Below are 19979 nucleotides of genomic sequence, written 5' to 3'. Positions count from 1 at the left end.
GACGCCGCCCGCCGCGCCTGCCGCCCCCGCGGCGCCTGCCGCGTCGCGCACCACCGAGGAGGACGACCTCGAGGACACCAGGATCAGTGTTCCGGGACACCGGCTCGTCTTCACGTGGGACGACGGGACGCGTGTCTCCGTCTCCCGCCGCACGGTGTTCGGGCGCAACCCCGCACCGGAAGAGGGAGCGACGCTCGTGCCCGTGCGCGACGAGACGCTCTCGCTCTCGAAGACGCACTTCGAGGCGGCGGCCGAGACCTCGGGCGGCTGGGTGATGGACCGACACTCCACGAACGGCATGACGATCGTCCGCGCAGGCCAGCGGATCGCCTGTCCCGCGGGGCAGCGCGTCCCGGTGCGACTGGGCGACGCCATCGAGATCGGCGACCGCATCGTCACGATCGGCGGATACGCATGAGGCCGGGATTGGTCGTCTCGACCGGGTCGGCCACGCATCCGGGACTCCGGCGAGCGCTGAACGAGGACGCGCATCTGGCATCGGCGCCGATCTTCCTGGTCGCCGACGGAATGGGTGGGCACGAAGCGGGGGAGCGCGCGAGCGCCGCCGTGATCGCGGAGTTCGCGCGCTACATCGGTCGGTCCGCGCTCGAACTCGACGACGTGCGTCTGGCACTCTCCCTGGCGAGGGAGAGTGTCGAGGAGCTGTCCACCTCGGGCAACGGCCGCGCAGGTACGACACTCAGCGGTGTGTTCGTCGCCTCGGTCGACGGCATGGGCTACTGGCTCGCACTCAACATCGGCGACTCGCGCACCTATCGCTTCGCAGACGGCGAGCTGGAGCAGATCACGGTGGACCATTCCGTGGTGCAGGAGCTGATCGAATCGGGTGAGCTCACGGTCGAGGATGCCGTCTCCGACCGCCGCCGCAACATCATCACGCGGGCGATCGGCGCGAGCAGCACGGGCGACGCCGACTACTGGATGTTCCCCGCCGAGCTCGGCGACCGGATGCTGGTGTGCTCGGACGGCCTCACCTCCGAGGTCGCCGACGCCCGCATCCGCGAGATCCTGATCGCCGAGAAGGACCCGCAGCGTGCGGCAGACGTGCTCATCGACGAGGCCGTCAGCGCCGGGGGCAGGGACAACATCACGGTGCTCGTCATCGACGCCGTCTCCGTCGCCTCGAGACCGGGGACGCTGATGGCCACCGATACGGACATCGACCAGGACACACGTCCACGAGAAGCCGCAGCAGGAGGGGTTCGCTGATGCAGACCAGCTACCGACCGGGACAGTGGTACCTGATCGTCATCCCGGGAGCGCTCGTCGCCCTCCCGCCCGAGGTGCCAGGCGATGTCGTCGCGCGGCTGTGGGAGCGCCTGCCGGAGGAGAAGACGCTCGCGACCGTTGTCGATGTGCTCACCGCGCAGTCGGGGGTCTCGTTCACTTCGCTGCCCTCGTTCGTCGCGGCCGTCGCCGAAGGGTCGGACATGCGGATCGCCCTGCGGGGGGCGGTCACCGCGAGTGTGGAGACCGGCTCGGAGTCGTTCGAGCTCTCCGGCGCCGATGTCACCACCTGGAACGAGCGCTACCTCGGCGGTGCGACGAAGGTCGAGATCACGGTCGAGAGCGCCGATGCTGACGCCGACGGTCTGCCCGTGCAGAGCGGAATCGTCCGGGCGGCGGCTGTGAGCGCCGAGCTCGAACCGAGCGATGCCGATCCGCTCCCCTCCATCCTCGGCCCTGCCCCGGTCGTCGGGGAGTCCGCGCCGGCCGCGAACGTCGCGGCGCCGGAGCCGGTCGCGGCTCCTGAACCCGCGCCGGAGCCGGTGGCCGAGCCCGAGCCCGCGCCGGAGCCGGTGGCAGCTCCCGAGCCGGAGCCGGAGCCGGAGCCCGAGGAACCGCTCCCCGTCATCGACGATGCCTTCCTGCCGCCCACCGAGGTGACACTCGCTCCGCCGGTCGACGACGACTTCGACCAGCTGTGGGGCGCCACGGTGCACTCCGTCGGAGGGGCGGCGACACCGGCCGCGCCGATCGCCGTCGAGGGCGACCACGACGGCGCGACGATCTCGGCCGCAGACCTCCGCGCGCTCCGCCAGCAGCCGCCGGTCTCCAGTGACGCCCCGACGGAGGTGCTCGATGTCGCCCCGGCACCGGCCGCGGCCTCCGTCGGCCGCATCCGCCTGTCCACAGGGCAGGAGACGGCTCTGGATCGCACCGTGATCATCGGGCGCCGCCCGCGGTCGACGCGGGCGAGCGGCGCGAATCTTCCGCATCTCATCGCCGTCGAGAGCCCTCAGCAGGACATCTCGCGCAGCCACCTCGAAGTACGGCCGGAGGGCGACACCGTGGTGGTCATCGATCTGCACACCACCAACGGGTCCACCCTGCTGCGGCCGGGAGCCGACCCCGTGCGGCTGCACCCCGGCGAGCAGACGCTGGTGCTCTCCGGCGACGTCGTCGACCTCGGCGACGGTGTCACGGTCGCCTTCGAGGATCTGCCGTGACGCGTCGCCCCTCCCCGCCGCCGGACCTTCCCGGCTTCACCTACGTCGAGCCGCTGGGCACCGGCGGCTTCGCCGACGTCTTCCTCTACGAGCAGGAGATGCCCCGCCGCCGGGTCGCGGTGAAGGTGCTCCTCGCCGATCGCATCTCCAGCGGCGCCGCCCAGGAGTTCGCGGATGAGGCGAACGTCATGGCGATGCTCTCCACGCACCCCGCGATCGTGACGATCTACCAGGCAGGGGTCGCCGGAGACGGACGCCCGTACCTGGTGATGGAGTACTGCCCCCGGCCCAACCTCCAGCTGCGCGCGCGGAAGGACCCGTTCTCGGTGGCCGAGGCGCTGCGGGTCGGTGTGCAGGTGGCCGGTGCCGTCGAGACAGCGCACCGCGCCGGTGTGCTGCACCGCGACATCAAGCCCGCCAACATCCTGGTCACCGAGTACAACAGGCCGGCGCTCACCGACTTCGGCATCGCGTCCACCACCGGAGCCACGGGAGAGGCGTCGGGGATGTCGATCCCGTGGTCGCCCCCCGAATCGTTCGCCGAGCCGCCGCAGAGCGGACCCCGAACGGATGTATGGGCCCTCGGAGCGACGCTGTACACCCTTCTGGCCGGCCGTTCGCCGTTCGAGCGTCCGGGGGAGCGCAACTCGAGCGCCGACCTCATCGAGCGCATCGAGCGTGCAGCTCTCCCCTCGCTGAAGCGGCCGGACTCGCCCGAGAGCCTGCAGCGCCTCCTCGAGCGCGCGATGGCGAAGAACCCCGACGATCGTTTCCCGAGCGCCGTGGCGTTCGCGCGGGCACTGCAGAAGGTGCAGATCGAGCTCTCGCATTCGGTGACGCCGATCGACATCGTCGACGACCACCCGCCGGCGGAGGATCTGGACGACGACGGCGACGGCCTCACGCGGGTGCGCGAGATCGTCAGCATCGACCCCGACGTGGCATCGTTCACCCGCCCGTCGGCGACGACGCAGCGCAAAGAGCCTCCGGCCGTGCTGCCCGGCATCCCGCGCTTCGACGCGCCACTCGCCGAGACATCGTCCGTGCCGTCCGTCGAGCAGACGCAGCTGCGTGCTCCGACTCCGACTCCTGCTCCGCCGCAGCCGCTGCCCCCGAGCGCCGATGACCGGACGATCGCCCGAGCGCCGCAGGTGGTCGCCCCCGACGCTGCCGTGCCGCCGGCGATGGTGCCCGGCACGCCCGTCGCAGCTCCGGCCGCACCCGAAGCGCCGCGCAGCCGCAAGGGCCTCTGGATCGGGCTCGCCGCCGCCGGCGTCGTGATCGTGATCGGCGGGATCGTCGGTCTGAACCTGCTGGTCGCCGGGATCACACCCGAACCGCAGGAGACGGCCGAGGCCGTCGACCCGAAGGATGTCGGCACGGATGTGGTGCCGAAGGTGACCGAGCTCGCCGGGACGCGGCAGGGCGAACAGGTCGTCTTCACCTGGACGAACCCGAGCCCGCTCGACGGCGACTCGTACATCTGGACCCCGGTGGCCGTGTCGGGCGAGGTCGATCCGCAGCAGACGCCGGATCCGACCGCTACCCTTCCTGCCACAGCGGGAACCGTGTGCATCGACGTGATGCTGCGACGCGACGACGGGCGCGCGTCCGAGACCGTGCGGGGGTGCGTGGAGTGAGTGGTGAGGGCGGTGTGACCGTCGAGTTCGCGGGGGAGTACTTCCCGGTCCGTCGAGGCGGGCGGTTCATCGTCGGACGCGAGGGCGACCTCGAACTCGACGACAATCTGTTCCTGCACCGGCACTTCCTGGAGATCACCGACGCCGACGGGCTGTGGTGGCTGTCGAACGTCGGCACGCGCCTCACGGCGACCGTGACCGACTCGGCTGGCGGAGTGCAGGCATGGCTCGCGCCCGGCGCCCGTCTTCCGCTGGTCTTCGAGACCACCACGGTCGTGTTCAGCGCAGGACCGACGACGTACGAGCTCACCCTGCACGCGGCCGAGCCGACGTTCCGTGCGACCAGACGCGAGCACGACGACGGCGGCGCATCGACGATCGGAGACGTACCGCTGACCCTCAGCCAGAAGCTCCTCATCCTCGCGCTGGCCGAGCCGCAGCTGCGCAGGGACGGCACGGGCATGAGCGAGATCCCGACCTCGGCGAAGGCCGCGGAGCGACTCGGGTGGACGGTCACCCGCTTCAACCGCAAACTCGACAACGTGTGCGACAAGTTCGACCGGATCGGTGTGCCCGGCATGCGCGGTGGGCAGCGCAGCTTCGCGACCAACCGTCGCGCGCGGCTGGTCGAACACGTGATCGCCTCGCGCCTGGTCGGCAAGAGCGACCTGCCTCTGCTCGACACTGCGCACGCCGTCGACGAGGCCGAGGGAGAGCAGGAGTGATCTGGGAGATCGACGACCACGCTCCCGAGGTCGAAGGGCTCGACGCGCACGGACGCCCCGACCCCGCGTACGCGGCGTCGCTGGGGCTGCGACCGGCGGGACGGGGAGCGCGTGTTCTCGCCGCTCTCATCGAGTGGACGGTGGCCGTGCTCATCGCGCTTCCGGCCATCATCGCGCTGACTCCCGTGCTCGCTCAGGCGGTGTCGGGGGAGTTCGACGCGGAGACGTTCTTCGCCCGGGGCGACCTGGTGTGGCTCATCGTCGCCGCCGCGGTCTCGCAGGGGCTGATGATCGCGTATGTGGTGGTCCAGCTCGTGCTGCACGGACGCAAGGGAGTGACGCTCGGCAAGGCGATCTGCGGCATCCGCTCGGTGAACGTCCGCACTCTCGAGCGCCCGGGATTCTGGCGCGGTGCCGTGGTCCGGTACCTCGTCGCGTACGCCTCGTTCATCGTGCCGATCGTCGGCCCCGTGCTGGTGATCATGCTCTCGCCGCTCTTCGACATCGAGAAGCGCGGCCGTGGATGGCTCGACCTGGCCGCCGCGACCTGGTTTGTGGACGTGCGGGGCGGCTTGAACCCCTACGACCAGAAGCGCATGCGCATCGCGCGCAAGCGGGTGAAGACGCCGGAGCACGAGGAGAAGGCGCCGCTCCCGTCCCTGGCCACGCCGGTACATCGCGATGCCCCGGCGGAGTACGTTCCGAGTGCACGGTTCTCCGGCGGCGTGATCGGCGCGCATCGATCCGCCGGGGGCACCGCGCCGGAGCCGCAGGAGGCCCCGGGCGTCGGATCCATGGTGTCGGCCGTGCCCCCGTCCCTGGCGACGGGTGCTCCCGGCCCGGCATCATTCTCTCCGGCTCCGGCTCCGGCTCCGGCTCCGGCTCCGGCTCCGGCTCCGGCTCCGGCTCCGGCTCCGGCTCCGGCTCCGGCTCCGGCTCCCGCACCGGCTCCGGCTCCCACACCGGCTCCGGCTCCTTCTGTCCCCGAACCGGCGCCCGTTCGGCCCCCGACATCCGCTCCTGTCGCCGCCGCAGCGGCACCCGCTGTGGAAACGCCGGCAGCCCCGGACGCACCGGCACCTGCCGCATCTCCCGCGTCCGCACCCGCCGCTTCCCCCGCGCCGATGGGAGTACGAGCGCTCCTGGTGCTCGACACCGGGCAGCGCATCGAGGTGCGGGGGACGACGCTGTTCGGGCGGTCCCCGAGTGCCGCCGCTGGCGAGGGCGAGGCGCTCCTGGTGCCGGTCGTCGACGACACGCGCTCGGTGTCCAAGACCCACATCGCGGTGATGCCGGCCCGACGGGGCGTCTTCGTCGTCGACCGGGCCTCCACGAATGGCAGCGCGATCGTCCGAGGCGGTTCTGAGACAGCGCTGCCGGCGGGACACCCCGCGGAATTGCAGATCGGCGACACGGTGCGCTTCGGCGACCGGTCCCTCCTGGTGGAGTGGGTATGACCCTGAGCAGTGAGATGCGCCCTCGGCGCGGTGAGGACGAGCGATGAGAGTCAAGCTGACCCTGCGTCGACCCGCGGCACCCCTGACCGACGTGGTCGTGATGGCCGACTCGACGGCGACGATCGCCGACGTGGCGCGGCAGATCGCCACGACAGACCCCGCGCGCAGCATCATGGCGGCGCCCAGCGATGTGCTCACGCTGTCTGTCGCCCCGCCGACCAGCGAGCAGCTCACGATGCTCAACCCCGACCTGCTCGTGGGCGATGCCCCGATCGGCTCCGGGTTCCTCGCCGAGGTGATCAACGTCGGATCCCATCGGGCGTCGGTGGGCGGGGCGGGCACGCACCCGGCCGCCGTCCTCACGGTCGTCGCCGGTCCTGCCGCCGGCCAGGAGTTCCCGTTGCCGATCGGCCACTTCCTGATCGGACGCGATGCCGCGAACGATGTGACCATCGCCGACCCGCTGGTCTCGAAGCGGCACGCCCGCATCGAGGTCGCGGCGACCTTCGTCGAACTGGTCGATCTGAACTCCGCGAACGGCATCCTCGTCGACGGCGGACTCGTGCAGCGGCTCCGGGTCATCCCGGGACAGAGTTTCGTGCTGGGCGACTGCGAGTTCGTCGTGCACATGGTGAGCGATTTCGACGGCTCCGCCAGCGGCGACCCGGTGCTCGAGCGCGGAGGCGCTCTGATGTTCAACCGAAGCCCGCGGGTCGAGGAGCGCTTCACCGGGCAGGAACTGGACGAACCCCGCTACCCCCGCGACCAGCCGTCCCGGCTGTTCCCCTGGCCCATGCTCGTCGCGCCGATCCTGCTGGCCGTCACGATGTTCAGCATCACGCAGCGTCCGGCGTCCCTCCTGATCGCGGCCGCGTCGCCGATGATGATGTTCGGGAACTTCATCTCGCAGAAGACCAACCTCGGTCAGCGTCTGCGCAAGGAGGCGGAGTCGTTCGAGGAGCAGTTCGAACGCCTGGAGGAGACGCTCTACCACTCCCACCCGAGGGAGCGGGAGGTGCGGCAGAACGAGGTACCGGCCGTCGCCGTCGTGTTCGACGAGGCGATGCGGCTCGGACCCCTGCTGTGGACGCGACGCCCCGAGCACTGGAACTTCCTCGCGATGCGCCTGGGCGTCTGCGAGAGCGAGGCGCGCACGCGCATCAAGCGCACCGAGAGCCCTGACGCGCTCGTCGAGTACGTCGAGCGCGTCGACCGCCTCGAGGAGCGCTACCGGATGATCGACGACGTGCCGATCCTGGAGTCGCTCCAGAGCGTCGGGTCGATCGGTGTCGCCGGTCCCACATCGCTGGCGAGCGACGCGCTCCGCGGCGTCGCCGTGCAGCTGTTCGGCACGCATTCGCCGAACGAGCTGGTGACGGTCGCGCTGACCGAGCCGGGCTGGGCCAACGAGCTCGACTGGCTCAAGTGGTTGCCCCACACCTCCAGTGAGCGCAACCCGTTCAAGGAGATGCCTCTGGCAGACTCCGCCTCGACCGGCACGGCACTGCTCAGCGGCCTGGAGGAGATCGTCCTGCGTCGCTCGCGGGAGTCGAAGTCCGCCCGGCCCCCGTACGGCGCCGACTGGGACCCGATGCGCTACGGCACCGACGTCAAGCGCGCCGCCGAGGACGCGACATTCCCCGGCCAGACGGCGATCCTCGTGATCATCACGAACGATGCTCCTGTCGATCGCGCCCGGCTGACCCAGATCCTGGAACGCGGTGCCGACGTCGGCGTGTACGCCCTGTTCGTCGCTCCCGTGGTCGAGGCGCTGCCCGCCGCGTGCCGCACGTTCGTCGACGTGAGCGCAGGGCTCGGCGATGCGGTGGTCGGCACGGTCCGCAGCGGCGTGGACTATCGCGGAGTGCAGGTCGAGGGCGTCTCGCACGCCTACATGACCATGTTCGCCAAGCGGCTGGCCCCCGTCGTCGACTCCAGCACCGTGATCGAGGACTCCTCCGACATCCCGAACTCGGTCAGCTTCCTCTCCCTGGTGGGCACCGAGGTCGCGGAGGACGCGAACGCGGTGATCGACCGCTGGCGCCAGAACAACACGATCATCGACCGCTCCGGCGCCCCGCAGGCCCGGCTGAAGAAGGCGGGGAACCTGCGCGCCATCATCGGGCAGTCGCAGACCGACGCGATGACCCTCGACCTGCGCACCCAGGGTCCGCACGCCCTTGTCGGCGGGACGACCGGTGCCGGTAAGAGCGAGTTCCTGCAGGCCTGGGTGCTCGGCATGGCAGCCGCCCACAGCCCGGATCGCGTCACCTTCCTCTTCGTCGACTACAAGGGCGGCTCCGCGTTCGCCGACTGCGTCGACCTGCCGCACACGGTGGGCCTGGTCACCGACCTGAGCCCGCACCTGGTGCGTCGCGCCCTCACCAGCCTGCGCGCCGAGCTGCACCACCGCGAGCACCTCTTCAACCGCAAGAAGGCCAAGGACCTGCTCGAACTCGAGAAGCGGCGTGACCCGGAGACTCCGCCAGCGCTCGTGCTTGTGATCGACGAGTTCGCCGCGCTCGCCGGAGAGGTGCCGGAGTTCGTCGACGGCGTCGTCGACATCGCCCAGCGCGGTCGCTCCCTCGGCATCCACCTGATCATGGCGACGCAGCGACCGGCCGGTGTCATCAAGGACAACCTGCGGGCGAACACGAACCTGCGCGTCGCGCTGCGCATGGCGGACGAATCCGATTCGAAGGATGTCGTCGACGATCCGGTGGCGGCGACGTTCCCGCCCTCGCTGCCGGGGCGCGGCATCGCGAAGACCGGTCCGGGACGCCTCGTGCCGTTCCAGTCGGCCTACGCCGGCGGATGGACGACGGACGAGGCGCAGGTCGCCGAGGTGAAGGTGGCGGAACTCCGGTTCGGCTCCATCCAGACCTGGGAGGCCGAGCAGGCTCCGGAGTCCGAGTCCCACGACGAGGATCTCGGACCCAACGACCAGAAGCGCATCGTAGCGACGCTCGTGAACGCGGCACGTGCGGCTCGTATCCCCGCGCCCCGACGTCCGTGGCTGGACGACCTCGAGGGGGCCGTCGACATGCGCGACCTCCCGGTGCTCGGCGACGGACAGGTGCTGCTCGGCAAGATGGACGTGCCGGAGCGGCAGCTGCAGGAGCCGGCGTACTTCCATCCCGACAAGGACGGTTCGCTCCTCGTCTACGGAACGAGCGGGTCGGGCAAGTCGACCGTGCTACGCACCATCGCGATCGCGGCGGGCTTCGACCCCGCGCATTCGAACGTCGAGGTGTACGGACTCGACTTCGGTTCCGGCTCGCTCAAGAGCCTGGAGATGCTCCCGCACGTCGGCTCGATCATCTCGGGCGACGACTCCGAGCGCGTGCAGCGCGTGCTGCGCTCGCTGGCTGCGGTGCTGGATGACCGCGGCAAGCGCTTCAGCGCTGCCAACGCCTCGAGCCTCACCGAGTACCGCGAGCTCACCGGTCGGGACGAGGCGCGCATCCTGCTGCTGATCGACGGCTTCCCGCAGTTCCGCAGCGAGTGGGAGTCGACCACCGCGCGGATGCCGTTCTACCAGACCTTCATGCGCATCCTCGGCGAGGGTCGCCCGCTGGGCGTGCACGTGATCGCGAGCGCCGACCGTTCCGGCTCCGTGCCCACAGCGGTCAGCGCGAACGTCTCGCGGCGCGTGGTGCTGCGCCTCTCGGATGAGTCCGGTTATGCGATGCTCAACGCGCCCAAGGATGTGCTGGACGAGCGTTCCGCGCCCGGTCGCGCCATCGTCGACGGCCGCGAGACGCAGATCGCGACGCTGGGCGGGACCCCGAACGTGGCGGAGCAGACCAAGCTGCTCGAGGGGCTCGCGGAGAGGCTGCGTGCGGCGGGAGCGAGGGAGGTGCCGGAGATCGGCGCGCTGCCCACCCGCCTGTCGGTGCGCGACCTGCCCGATCGCCTGGGCGAGTTCCCGGTGCTCGGTGTCGCGGAGGACACCCTGGCGGCGCGCGACTTCGACTCGGTCGGCACGTTCGTCGTGGCCGGTCCGCCGTCGTCGGGCAAGACCAACGCCCTCAAGTCGCTCATCACCTCGATGCGGCGACTCGACCCGGCGACCGTGCTGTTCCACTTCGGAGGCCGTCGTGCCCAGCTCAAGGACTACACGAGCTGGACGCGCAGCGCCGTGACGCCGGAGGACGCGAAGGAGCTCGCCAAGGAGATCACCGAGCTGATCGCCGACGACTCGCTCCCGACGAGAGTGCTCATCGTGGTCGAAGACGTGCCCCAGTTCGCCGACAGCCCGGCCGAGCGCGAGATGAAGGCCCTCTTCCAGGCGATCAACCGCAGCGACCACCTGCTCATCGGCGATGCCGACGTCACGCAGGTCACGAGCGGCTTCGGGTTCATCGGCGACTTCAAGGCCGGGCGCAAGGGCATCATCCTCAAGCCCGATTCCTTCGACGGCGACGCGGTGTTCAAGGTGCCGTTCCCGAAGGTCAAGCGCACCGACTTCCCCGAGGGGCGAGGCATCTTCGTGCAGGCCGGACGCCAGGTCACGGTGCAGCTGCCGCTCGTCGAGGGGTAGACGACGGCCGCAATCGTCGATGGGGAGTTGTCCCCATCGACGGAGGCGCGGATATTTCCATAGGGTGTTGTTATTCGGGCCGGAGGGGTCCGGTTCTCTCGATTTGCGGAGGTGTGGACGATGGCCGATTTCGGTGCGTCTTATGCGGAGATGGAGCAGGTGGCGGGTTCGCTGTCGCAGGCTCGTGATGACATTCAGGGTCAGCTGGACACGCTGAAGGGTCAGGTGGACACTCTTCTGGGTGACGACTTCAAGACGCAGCATGCGTCGGGGAAGTTCGGTGAGGGGTACACGGAGTTGACGACGGGTCTGAAGACGGCGGTCGATGGCATCAATGACATGTCGGAGTCGCTGCTCGGGATGATGCGGGCGATCCAGGATCTGGACCAGCAGCTCGCCGGCAGCTGACACAGCACCCTAGATCGAAGGGGTCGACGGGATCCGTCGGCCCCTTCTCACCGCCCCCGCTGGAGAGGACGTTCGCGATGGACATCATGCTCGATCTGGACCGGCTCCGACTGACGAAGACCGGCCTGACATCCTCGGTAGATGCCTTCGAATCGGCGGCTCAGACCAACGATGCGCTGGAGAGCGCCGTCGGAAAGCCGGACGGACGTTCCGAGCTGCGGCAGAAGGTCTCCGACTTCGAGGACGACTGGAAGTCGAACCGTGGCAAGCTGCAGAAGAACCTCGACGAGATCCTCAAGCAGCTGACCGGGATCATCGATGGTTGGGAGCAATGGGACTCCGAGACCGCGAACGGATTCGAGAACCCGACGAGCACAGCAGACGTCTCGGTAGGAAAGGCCACTCCACGATGAGGTCTCCGTTCACGCAGCACGAACTGCGACCGCTCGAGGGGAACCCGACCGTGATCTGGGATGACGGCGACGGATTCGTGAAGCTCGCCGCCACGATGTCCGAGACGGCGGTGCTGCTCACCGAGATCGGCGACTCCAGCGTGCACAAGAGCAAAGGCACGGACAAACTCGGCGACATGGCGCGGGAGTCGTCGAGCGACCTGTCGGATGCTGCGGTGCGCTACGAGGGGACGGGCACGGCGCTGCGCACCTATGCGGATGCGTTGAGGACCGCGCAGAACTGGCTCGACCTTCACCTCGACGAGGTCGAGCGCGCGGAGAGGGACTATCAGAGCGCGCTCGATGAGAAGGAAACCGCCGACCGGAACCAGGCCTCGGTCGATCATCAGTGGCCGTGGGAAGACGAGCCGACGCAGGCCGACAAGGAAGCAGCGTCCGGTGCTGTCGACGCGGCGAACACCTCGCTCACCGGAGCGAAGGCGGATCGCGACGCCCAGTGGCGCAGTTTCGACCATGTCTTCGGGGCGTGGTCCGATGCGTATGACGATGCCGTCGAGGGCGTTCAGAAGGCCATGGACACGGCCGACAACGGCGACGGATTCTGGGGATTCGTCGACGACCTCCTCACCGTCATCTCCGTCGTCCTGATTGTTCTCACGATCGTCGCGCTGATCATCGGCGCCCCGTTCACTGGGCTGTTGGCGGGGGTGCTCCTCGGACTCACCCTCCTCAGCCTCGGTCTCACGGCGCTCAAGTACCTCGACGGTCGTGCGACGCTGGGCGATGTCGGGCTCGCCGCGCTCGGCCTGCTGCCGTTCGGGATCGGGAGGGTGCTCTCGAAGGGCGTGCCTGCGCTCGGTGCCGTTCTCAGCGGCGGACGGGGTGTGGTCACCTCGGTGATCCGCGCGGGCCTGCCGCGCGTGCGGCTCTTTCATCCGTCCACCTGGGCGACGCCGTTCCAGTGGCTCGCAGCCCCTATCCGTTCGATGTCGAACCTGCCCAGACCGGGTCTCTTCGTCAACCCGTTGCGGACGATCGTCAACGGCGGCCCCGAGGTGCAGCAGATGCAGCGATTCCTCACGACGATGCACAACTCGCAGTGGGGGACGAATCCGGCCGTGCAGCAGTTCATCGCGGCGACCGCGTCGCACTTCCCCTCCAGCCTGGTATCGCGGCTCAACGCGGTGAACTGGCTCGGATCGACGAGTCTGAGCGTCTACGGGTCGATCACGGCGCCCTGGTGAAGGCCTACGCTTGATTCTCATGACCTCCCCTCGCGCCTCCGTGCACAAGCGGATGACGACGATCTACCTCCTCCTACGGATGATGCAGGCGGCGGCGCTGATCGTCTATCTGGTCGGGTCTTTGCTTCTCACCGGAGGACAGATCGCCGCAGGTCGTGCGCCGATGTGGGGCGTTGCCATCGACTACCCCCTGTTCTCTTTTCCAGGGCTGCTATCGCTCACTGTGTCCGTCATCGGTCTCCTCCTGGCCGTCGCTGTTCTGGCTACCGCGCGTGTGAAGGATTCCGGTCGAGTGGGTGGAGCGTTCGCGGCGACGGGTGCGGCCGCCGCGTCATCGGCGATGTTCGCCTGGATGCTCCCTTCGGAGGAGGCGACCGAGGCGACGTTGCGGTGGGCAGCGGCCGGTGTCGACGGGGCCGCTACCCTGCTTCTGATGATCGCAGCGCTGATCCTCGCCGTCCGGGATGACCGTGCTCGTCAGCGTGAAGGACGCCCGATATGGACCCCCGGTCAGGAAAGCTGATGGCCGAAGACGAGCCCGGCGGATTCAGCATCCTGTTCCCGCCGGGATGGACTCGGTACTTCATCGATGATGAGGGGCGAAAAGCCCTGACCATGCGGATGTCGTCGCAGATTCGAGCGCTCGGTCGCCCCGATCTCGATGTCGAGGCGCGGATGCTGATCAGCCAGCAATGGAAGCAGATGCAGGCGCGGAGTGTCGGTGCGGTCTACCTTCCGGACGCGATGGGGGACGACTCGACACCTCTGCCGATGTCGTTCGCGCTGATCCAATACGTCGCTCGTCCCGGAGCCGATTTCGAGTCGGCGTTCCGCGACATGGCGAAGGGGACCGTCGAAGCTTTCGACACGTCGATCGGTCGGATTCTGCGGACCCACAGCGAGCGCCGCGGCACAGACGAGCTCGCGGAGGTGATCGGGCGGCAGATCGACTACGGCATCGCGCTTCCGAACCCGCGCGACCGTCGCGGCATGATCGTCTCGACCTCCATCACCACGCTCGACGACACGGCACCTGATCTGGTGCAGGGGCTGATCGAGCTCAGCGACACGATCGTCGAGACGTTCCGGTGGCGTGCGTGACCGGCTACCGGGTGCTGCCAGACCAAGCCGCCTGGCTGACACTTCCGCTCGAGTTCCCGTGGAAAGACTTCGTCGATGACGTCTCCTGGGCCGCCGAAGTTGCAGATGACCGAGCAGTCGCCGAGGCGCCTGCGGCCGTCCGCACGGCGATCGCCGAGAGCGCGCTCACTCTCGTGCGCGCCGAGCCGCCGCTTCCGGGGGTGCAGGAGCGATTCTGGTGGCTCCCCTCGATCGGCGGATCGGTGGTCGTCGCTCACCTGACGGCCGTCGAACTCGACGAGTCGCTGGGCGCACAGCCCCTGGAGTCCTTCGTCTTCCTCGGTGCCGGAGGCATGATCCAGAACATCATCGAGGTCGAGGGAACGGCGTTCGATACGGCACTGGACTGCGTGTTGCTCGTCGCAGTCGAGGACTCGACCATCGCGCTGAGGCGTCTTCTCGGGCGGACGGCGCGGATGCTGCTCATGCTCGATGTGTTCGTCGATGACGGCGGTGCGCTCCACGAGGCGCAGCACGATATCTCGGCGCTCTTCACCTCGATCGAAGTGGTGCACTGATCGTGCGCGTGGATGGGGAGTTGTCCCCATCGACGGTGTTCGTGGCCGCCGCGTAGGGTGGTGTTATTCGGGCCGGAGGGGTCCGGTTCTCTCGATTTGCGGAGGTGTGGACGATGGCCGATTTCGGTGCGTCTTATGCGGAGATGGAGCAGGTGGCGGGTTCGCTGTCGCAGGCTCGTGATGACATTCAGGGTCAGCTGGACACGCTGAAGGGTCAGGTGGACACTCTTCTGGGTGATGACTTCAAGACGCAGCATGCGTCGGGGAAGTTCGGTGAGGGGTACACGGAGTTGACGACGGGTCTGAAGACGGCGGTCGATGGCATCAATGACATGTCGGAGTCGCTGCTGGGGATGATGCGGGCGATCCAGGATCTGGACCAGCAGCTCGCCGGCAGCTGACACACAGCGCCACCCGCTGGCACAGCGGCGTTTCACGAAGAGGGTCGACCATGACGGTCGGCCCTCTTCGTCGCATGGGGGCGTCTAGCCTGGGAGCATGAGTGCGTCTGAGGCTGTCGAGGAGTCCGAACGTGGTGTGCTGGAGGCGAATGCGCCCCTGGCCGCGCTGCATGAGGCAGCGGGAGTCTCGGGTGATGCGCGGATGCGGGAACTCGCGGCCCACATCGCGTTCCCGTCCTGGCCGGGAGCCACCTCCGCGACCGCGTTGAAGCGGGCCGCGCAGGAAGCGGAGATCGCTGCGGTGCTGGACGAGTACGCGAACTCCGCCCGCCCGCTGATCCGGCCGGCTGACCAGGAGCGCTGGGAGCTGCTGGTCGCCGACATGCAGCGCAGAAGCGGCGAGGGGTTCCTGGCGGATGAGCTCGGGCGCAGCGCGGTGGGAGCCTCACTCCTGCGGGCGAGGCTTGGCGGACGTCCGCATCGGGCGCAGCAGCGCGGCGGTATCGACTGCGCATGCGGCTATGCGGTCGACGGTGTCATGCCGGAGAAGCTGTGTCCGGAGTGCGGGGATGTGCTCCTGCGGCGCTGGGTGGCCGAGGAGCGGCGACTGCTGCGGTCGATGCCCGAGTACGCGGAGGAGGTCACGCAGGTAATCGAGGCGACTGCGCAGAAGCAGGCCAAAGTGGCCCAGAGCCGTGGCGACTACACGGCCGACGAGGCGAGCGCGACGCGCAGAGCTGGCGGACGTCGACTCGCGCGTCTCCGCCGCGCCCACCGCGTCGAGCTGGCGACGCTCGACCTCCGCCGTTGGTCGAGCTTCGCCGAGATGCTTTCGCGGGAGGCGCGCCCTGCGGTCCGGACCACCGCCGCCGAGGCGCAGAAGCGCGGTCTCGGTGCAGCGGCGCTCACGGAACTCTCCCTCCTGTCGATCGCCGACACGATCAAGATCGCCGAGCGCATCCTGGAGAAGCGCAAGAACAGCAGCTGGTGGGTGTGAGGCGCGGGCAGATGGGGAGTACTCCCCATCGCGTCGTGCCGCCCTTCCCAGTAACGTCGTAGCGTCCGGGAAAGAAGGAGGGGGACCATGGCAGGCGAACGCATGCTCGTGCCGATCAGTGATCTGCAGACGACCAGCGAGAAGCTCACGGCGATCGTGGCCGAGCTGGAGTCCGCCGCGGCGAAGCAGGACGACGTCGAGAACGCCGTCGGCAGGCCCTACGGCGACGGACGGCTCAAGGATCGCTGCCACGACTTCGAGGGCAGCTGGAACGACAGTCGCGACAAGCTGCTCACCAAGCTCAAAGAGGTCGCCGATCGCGTCAAGGGAACGGTTGACGAGGTCATGAGCCTCGACACCGAGATGGCGACGTCGATGGAGCAGTCGGGTTCGGGTAGCGCGCCGGGCGCCGGACGTCAGCCGGCAGCGGTCTAGGGGAGAGAAGCAGATGCAGACGAACAAGGGGCGTGACGTCGAGGTCGTGGCCGGGGATGCCGTGGCGATCGCCGACCGGGGAACGAAGATCGTCGAACTGGGCGACAGCATGGTCAGTGCCGCCGCGACGCTCAAGGGGATCAAGGACGGCTCCATCGACGGCGAGGGCTACGCGATGGACAAGATCAAGGACGTCGTCGACGACGTCCACAAGGATCTCGACGAGGCGGGTCGCCGCTACAAGCCCGCAGGCACGACGCTGAGCAACTACGCCACGGCGCTCGAGACCGCGCAGAGCCGCATGCGCACCATCGTGGCCGACTGCCAGACCAGCCTCACCGAGCTGCAGACCGCGCAGTCGAACGCCGCCGACGCCGCCGACGCGCTTCAGGCGCACAACACGTCGACGCGGCTGAACCCGCCGGCGGAAGAGGACGCGGCGGCGAACACGACAGCCGGCACGAATCTCGCGAACGCCGCCTCCGGTGCGGCATCGACCCTGAGCACCGCGGAGACCACGCACAACGACAACCTCGATGCGTTCGACGGCGAGTACGACACCTGGCACACCGCTTATGAGACCGCTGTGTCGGGCCTCACCGATGCCAACAAGATCGGCGAGGACTCCACGTGGGAGAACATCGCGGGTGTCCTCGCGGTCGTGGCCGAATGGGTGAGTTGGATCGGGCTCGCGATCGCCGTGCTCGGACTCATCATCGGCGGACCCTTCTTCGCGATCGCGGCACTCGTGGTCGGCGTCATCGCGCTCGCTCTGACCGTCGCCCTGATGTTCGACGGACGGAAGGGCTGGGGTGATCTCGGTTGGGCCATCATCGGAATCCTCCCCGTCGGCAAACTCGGCAAGATCTTCTCCGGGAAGACGAAGTTCGTGGAGGAGTTCGTGGGGCAGTTCCGTAATCCTGTGCAGCAGATGAGGGGCTTGCGAGGCTTGGCGGGCACGGTGACGCCGTGGCGCGGCATCGTGTCCCAGAACTTCGGGGCGTACGCATCGCGCGTTTCCGGTGTCCGCCAGTTCGGGAACAACCTGCTAGGCGGTATGGGTGAGCGCTTCTTCTTCGGTGCGAACAGGTCGTTCGGTGTCGCATTCAGTGATGCCGTCTCCTCGACGGGGCCACGGTTCCAAGAGGTGCTTCGCGGAGCGATGCCGAAGGGACTCGAGGCGATCGCCACCGCTCCGACGAATTCGATGTTCGAAGCCGCGTGGAACACCTACAAGTGGGCGGACCGCGCAGTGGGGCTCTCCGGGGGCGGGAAGCCTTCTGGCGGGTTGTCGCCGGCTGGGCTCGTGAACGGGCTGTTCTGATGGCAGAGGGTGACGCGTTCATCTGGGACCTCGACTTCGATGCCGCCTGGTTCGTTCCCCTGCCCCGGACGGATGCGAGCCGGATCGGTGCGGAGGAGGCCGAGAGGTGGACGGAAGCAGCGCTCGCGAGGCTCCCGCGCACTGCGACGTCCGATCCGCAGAGCGCCGAGCTGCTGCGGGCTACCGCAGGCGCACTGCTGGCGCAGGCCGAAGAAGGCGTCACCCGATTGTGGTTCGCTCCGCAGAGCATGTACAGCGATCTCCTCGTCACGATCAGCGTGTCGCGGGCGTCGGGACCGGGGAGTGACGCAACGGTGAATGTCTTCGACGGTGCACGGCTGTCGGCAGGATTCGACGTGGTCCCGCTGCAGACCGAGACCCACGGCAGCGGCTTCATCGTCCGTCGATCCACTCAGTTGGAGGGGGACCAGCCGCTCTTTATCACGCAATGGACTGTGCGACTGAACGACGGCACGTGGAGCATCCTTGTCGATACGCTGGGGACGACCCTTCCCGCCTTCATCTTGTTCGAGGAGCAGTTGATGCGTCTGATCCTGGGAATCCGTGTCCCACAAGCCGCGGACGCCTGATGGTGGCACGCGCGGAACTCGTCGGAATCGAGCAGCAGCTAATGGCGCAGTACCCGGCCCTGGCCGACCGGCATACGGCGGCGGCGCGCGCGGGGGCCGAGCGGATTCGGGATCTGATCGAGCGGCGTGACGCGGTAGGCGATGCGGATGCGGAGGCCTTCGCCCAACACCTGGGCTCGATACAGCGCTCAGCGGTGGCAGGGTATGCCGCGTCCGTGCGCGGCATTGTGCAGGCCGACGATGTAGCCCGGTGGATCAGCGTGAGGGATGCGCTGAAGCTGAGTGCTTACGATGCGCTTCTCGGTGAAGTGGACGCGCCGGGGGCGGCGTCGCTGCTAGACGCTCTTGAGGCGGTGCCCGAGGCCGGGGCGACCGTGGGCGAGCTGGCGACCTTGGACCAGATGCTCGCTGCGATCGACGACAAGTGCACATGCGGGTATGCGCGCACGGGGGTGCTCCCCAAACAGACCTGCTACGTCTGCGCCGAAGCAATCACAGCGGCGTGGATGGCGGAAGAGGACAGGATTCTCCCCCGCGTGCCGGAGCTTCACCGCGAGCTCGATGAGCTGTTCGATGTGCTGGTCGATCGTCTGGCGCAACTCGAACTCACGCGCGACGGCGACACCTGGGCCTTGTTCGAGCATGAACGGCGGAAGGCCCAACGTCAACTCGCTCGGCTGAACCGCTCAGCGCGCAAGGAGATCTTCGACGGGATGTTGACGACCTGGCGCGAGCTCGCCGCCGCGGCATCGCACGACCATCGCCCGATCGCCCGATCGCTGGCCAAGGGGTGGAAGCGCTCCGGACTGGGGACAGCACGCCTCAGCACGCTGACACTGCAGGGAAATCCAGAGGTCAAAGCGCGAATGAAGAAGATAGCGCAGCAACGATGAACGAGATGAACGACCTCGGCGTGGAATTCCGCTTCGGCATCCCGGCCTTCCGGCTCGTGCTGCCCCCGGGGTGGAAGGCGCACCTCCCGACGAACGCGGGACAGCAGGAGGACGTGCGCAAGGCGAGTGCGATCTTCATGCAGGCGGGACGCCCCGACCTGGATGCGGAGTTCCGCACGATGATGGCCCAGGCCAACCAGGGCATGCGGCGCACCAAGGTGTTCGCCATCTATCGTCAGGAGGACGTGCCGATGGAGGAGCTGCTGCCGCTGTCGATCACGGCATCCGCTCTCGACGCGCCCGACGGCGAGAACCTCGACGCCTGGGTGACGGAGGCGTTCCGCGCGCGCGGGGCGGTGTTCCTCGACGAGAACCTCAAGCACATCGTCAGGTGGTCGGCCGAGACGAAGCGTCCGGCCGGCGCACAGGCGATCGACGGTGTGAGCGGGCGCACCCTGACCTACATCATCCCGGTGCCGGGAACGCTGCGTCGCAAGGCGCTCGTGTTCACGTCGACCATCGTGATCCCCGACGGCGACGTGATCCCCGCGGAGGTGCTCGACGGCATCGAGCTGCTCAGCGACGCCATGATCTCGACCTTCGCCTGGGAGCAGCTGGCCGAGGAGCCCGCGGTGCCGGCGACCGCTGAGGAGCAGGCAGACCGCGGCTGATCGTGCGCCTGGATGGGGAGTTGTCCCCATCGACGGTGTTCGTGGCCGCCGCGTAGGGTGGGGTTATTCGGGCCGGAGGGGTCCGGTTCTCTCGATTTGCGGAGGTGTG

Annotated in this window: 19 protein-coding genes and 1 pseudogene; all 20 read left to right on the top strand. The window is 68.5% G+C overall.

Annotated elements, in window-relative coordinates:
* Positions 1-418: pseudogene (locus AAY78_RS19850) on the top strand (FHA domain-containing protein); the annotation flags it as partial.
* Positions 415-1230, top strand: a complete 816-nt coding sequence (locus AAY78_RS01940) for a PP2C family protein-serine/threonine phosphatase (protein ID WP_046746681.1) — start codon at positions 415-417, stop codon at positions 1228-1230. The pseudogene AAY78_RS19850 and the gene AAY78_RS01940, both read left to right, overlap by 4 nt.
* Entirely contained in the window at positions 1230-2471 is a 1242-nt protein-coding gene (locus AAY78_RS01935; RefSeq protein WP_046746680.1) for an FHA domain-containing protein, read from the top strand. Before AAY78_RS01940 ends, AAY78_RS01935 begins: the two co-directional genes overlap by 1 nt.
* Positions 2468-4111, top strand: coding sequence for a serine/threonine-protein kinase (locus tag AAY78_RS01930; RefSeq protein WP_046746679.1), 1644 nt, complete (start codon positions 2468-2470; stop codon positions 4109-4111). The genes AAY78_RS01935 and AAY78_RS01930 overlap by 4 nt, the downstream gene beginning before the upstream one ends.
* Positions 4099-4836, top strand: a complete 738-nt coding sequence (locus tag AAY78_RS01925; protein ID WP_046746678.1) for a hypothetical protein — start codon at positions 4099-4101, stop codon at positions 4834-4836. The genes AAY78_RS01930 and AAY78_RS01925 overlap by 13 nt, the downstream gene beginning before the upstream one ends.
* Positions 4833-6293: an RDD family protein gene (locus tag AAY78_RS01920; protein ID WP_046746677.1), complete on the top strand. Its 1461-nt coding sequence runs from the start codon at positions 4833-4835 to the stop codon at positions 6291-6293. Before AAY78_RS01925 ends, AAY78_RS01920 begins: the two co-directional genes overlap by 4 nt.
* A gap of 43 nt (positions 6294-6336) precedes the next feature.
* Positions 6337-10836 (top strand): FtsK/SpoIIIE domain-containing protein, encoded by a 4500-nt coding sequence (locus AAY78_RS01915; protein ID WP_046746676.1) that lies wholly within the window; start codon positions 6337-6339, stop codon positions 10834-10836.
* Between the two features lie 120 nt (positions 10837-10956).
* Positions 10957-11244 carry a WXG100 family type VII secretion target gene (locus AAY78_RS01910; protein WP_052748607.1) on the top strand — a complete coding sequence of 96 codons (288 nt, stop codon included), beginning with the start codon at positions 10957-10959 and terminating at the stop codon, positions 11242-11244.
* A 77-nt stretch (positions 11245-11321) separates the two neighbouring features.
* Entirely contained in the window at positions 11322-11657 is a 336-nt protein-coding gene (locus tag AAY78_RS01905; RefSeq protein WP_046746675.1) for a hypothetical protein, read from the top strand.
* Positions 11654-12901: a hypothetical protein gene (locus AAY78_RS01900; RefSeq protein ID WP_046746674.1), complete on the top strand. Its 1248-nt coding sequence runs from the start codon at positions 11654-11656 to the stop codon at positions 12899-12901. The genes AAY78_RS01905 and AAY78_RS01900 overlap by 4 nt, the downstream gene beginning before the upstream one ends.
* Positions 12902-12920: 19 nt before the next feature.
* A complete protein-coding gene (locus AAY78_RS01895) occupies positions 12921-13424 on the top strand; it encodes a hypothetical protein (protein ID WP_046746673.1) in 504 nt (167 codons plus the stop codon).
* Positions 13424-14002, top strand: coding sequence for a hypothetical protein (locus AAY78_RS01890; RefSeq protein ID WP_046746672.1), 579 nt, complete (start codon positions 13424-13426; stop codon positions 14000-14002). The genes AAY78_RS01895 and AAY78_RS01890 overlap by 1 nt, the downstream gene beginning before the upstream one ends.
* Complete coding sequence (locus AAY78_RS01885; RefSeq protein WP_156172593.1) at positions 13999-14559, top strand: hypothetical protein; 561 nt, start codon at positions 13999-14001, stop codon at positions 14557-14559. Before AAY78_RS01890 ends, AAY78_RS01885 begins: the two co-directional genes overlap by 4 nt.
* A gap of 113 nt (positions 14560-14672) precedes the next feature.
* Entirely contained in the window at positions 14673-14960 is a 288-nt protein-coding gene (locus tag AAY78_RS01880; RefSeq protein ID WP_052748607.1) for a WXG100 family type VII secretion target, read from the top strand.
* A gap of 97 nt (positions 14961-15057) precedes the next feature.
* Positions 15058-15957 (top strand): hypothetical protein, encoded by a 900-nt coding sequence (locus AAY78_RS01875; RefSeq protein WP_046746670.1) that lies wholly within the window; start codon positions 15058-15060, stop codon positions 15955-15957.
* An 87-nt stretch (positions 15958-16044) separates the two neighbouring features.
* The gene (locus AAY78_RS01870; RefSeq protein ID WP_046746669.1) at positions 16045-16392 is read left to right on the top strand and encodes a hypothetical protein; all 348 of its coding nucleotides are present in this window, start codon (positions 16045-16047) and stop codon (positions 16390-16392) included.
* 13 nt (positions 16393-16405) lie between these two features.
* Complete coding sequence (locus AAY78_RS01865; RefSeq protein ID WP_046746668.1) at positions 16406-17716, top strand: hypothetical protein; 1311 nt, start codon at positions 16406-16408, stop codon at positions 17714-17716.
* A complete protein-coding gene (locus tag AAY78_RS01860; RefSeq protein WP_046746667.1) occupies positions 17716-18306 on the top strand; it encodes a hypothetical protein in 591 nt (196 codons plus the stop codon). The genes AAY78_RS01865 and AAY78_RS01860 overlap by 1 nt, the downstream gene beginning before the upstream one ends.
* The gene (locus AAY78_RS01855; RefSeq protein ID WP_046746666.1) at positions 18306-19199 is read left to right on the top strand and encodes a hypothetical protein; all 894 of its coding nucleotides are present in this window, start codon (positions 18306-18308) and stop codon (positions 19197-19199) included. The genes AAY78_RS01860 and AAY78_RS01855 overlap by 1 nt, the downstream gene beginning before the upstream one ends.
* On the top strand, positions 19196-19870 hold the full coding sequence (locus AAY78_RS01850; protein ID WP_046746665.1) for a hypothetical protein: 675 nt from the start codon (positions 19196-19198) through the stop codon (positions 19868-19870). The genes AAY78_RS01855 and AAY78_RS01850 overlap by 4 nt, the downstream gene beginning before the upstream one ends.
* Positions 19871-19979: the final 109 nt, after the last annotated feature.

Source organism: Microbacterium sp. Ag1 (genome assembly GCF_001005635.1).
GTDB classification, from domain to species: domain Bacteria; phylum Actinomycetota; class Actinomycetes; order Actinomycetales; family Microbacteriaceae; genus Microbacterium; species Microbacterium oxydans.
Note: the sequence above shows the minus strand (reverse complement) of the source record. Positions and strands in the feature narration are given on the sequence as shown.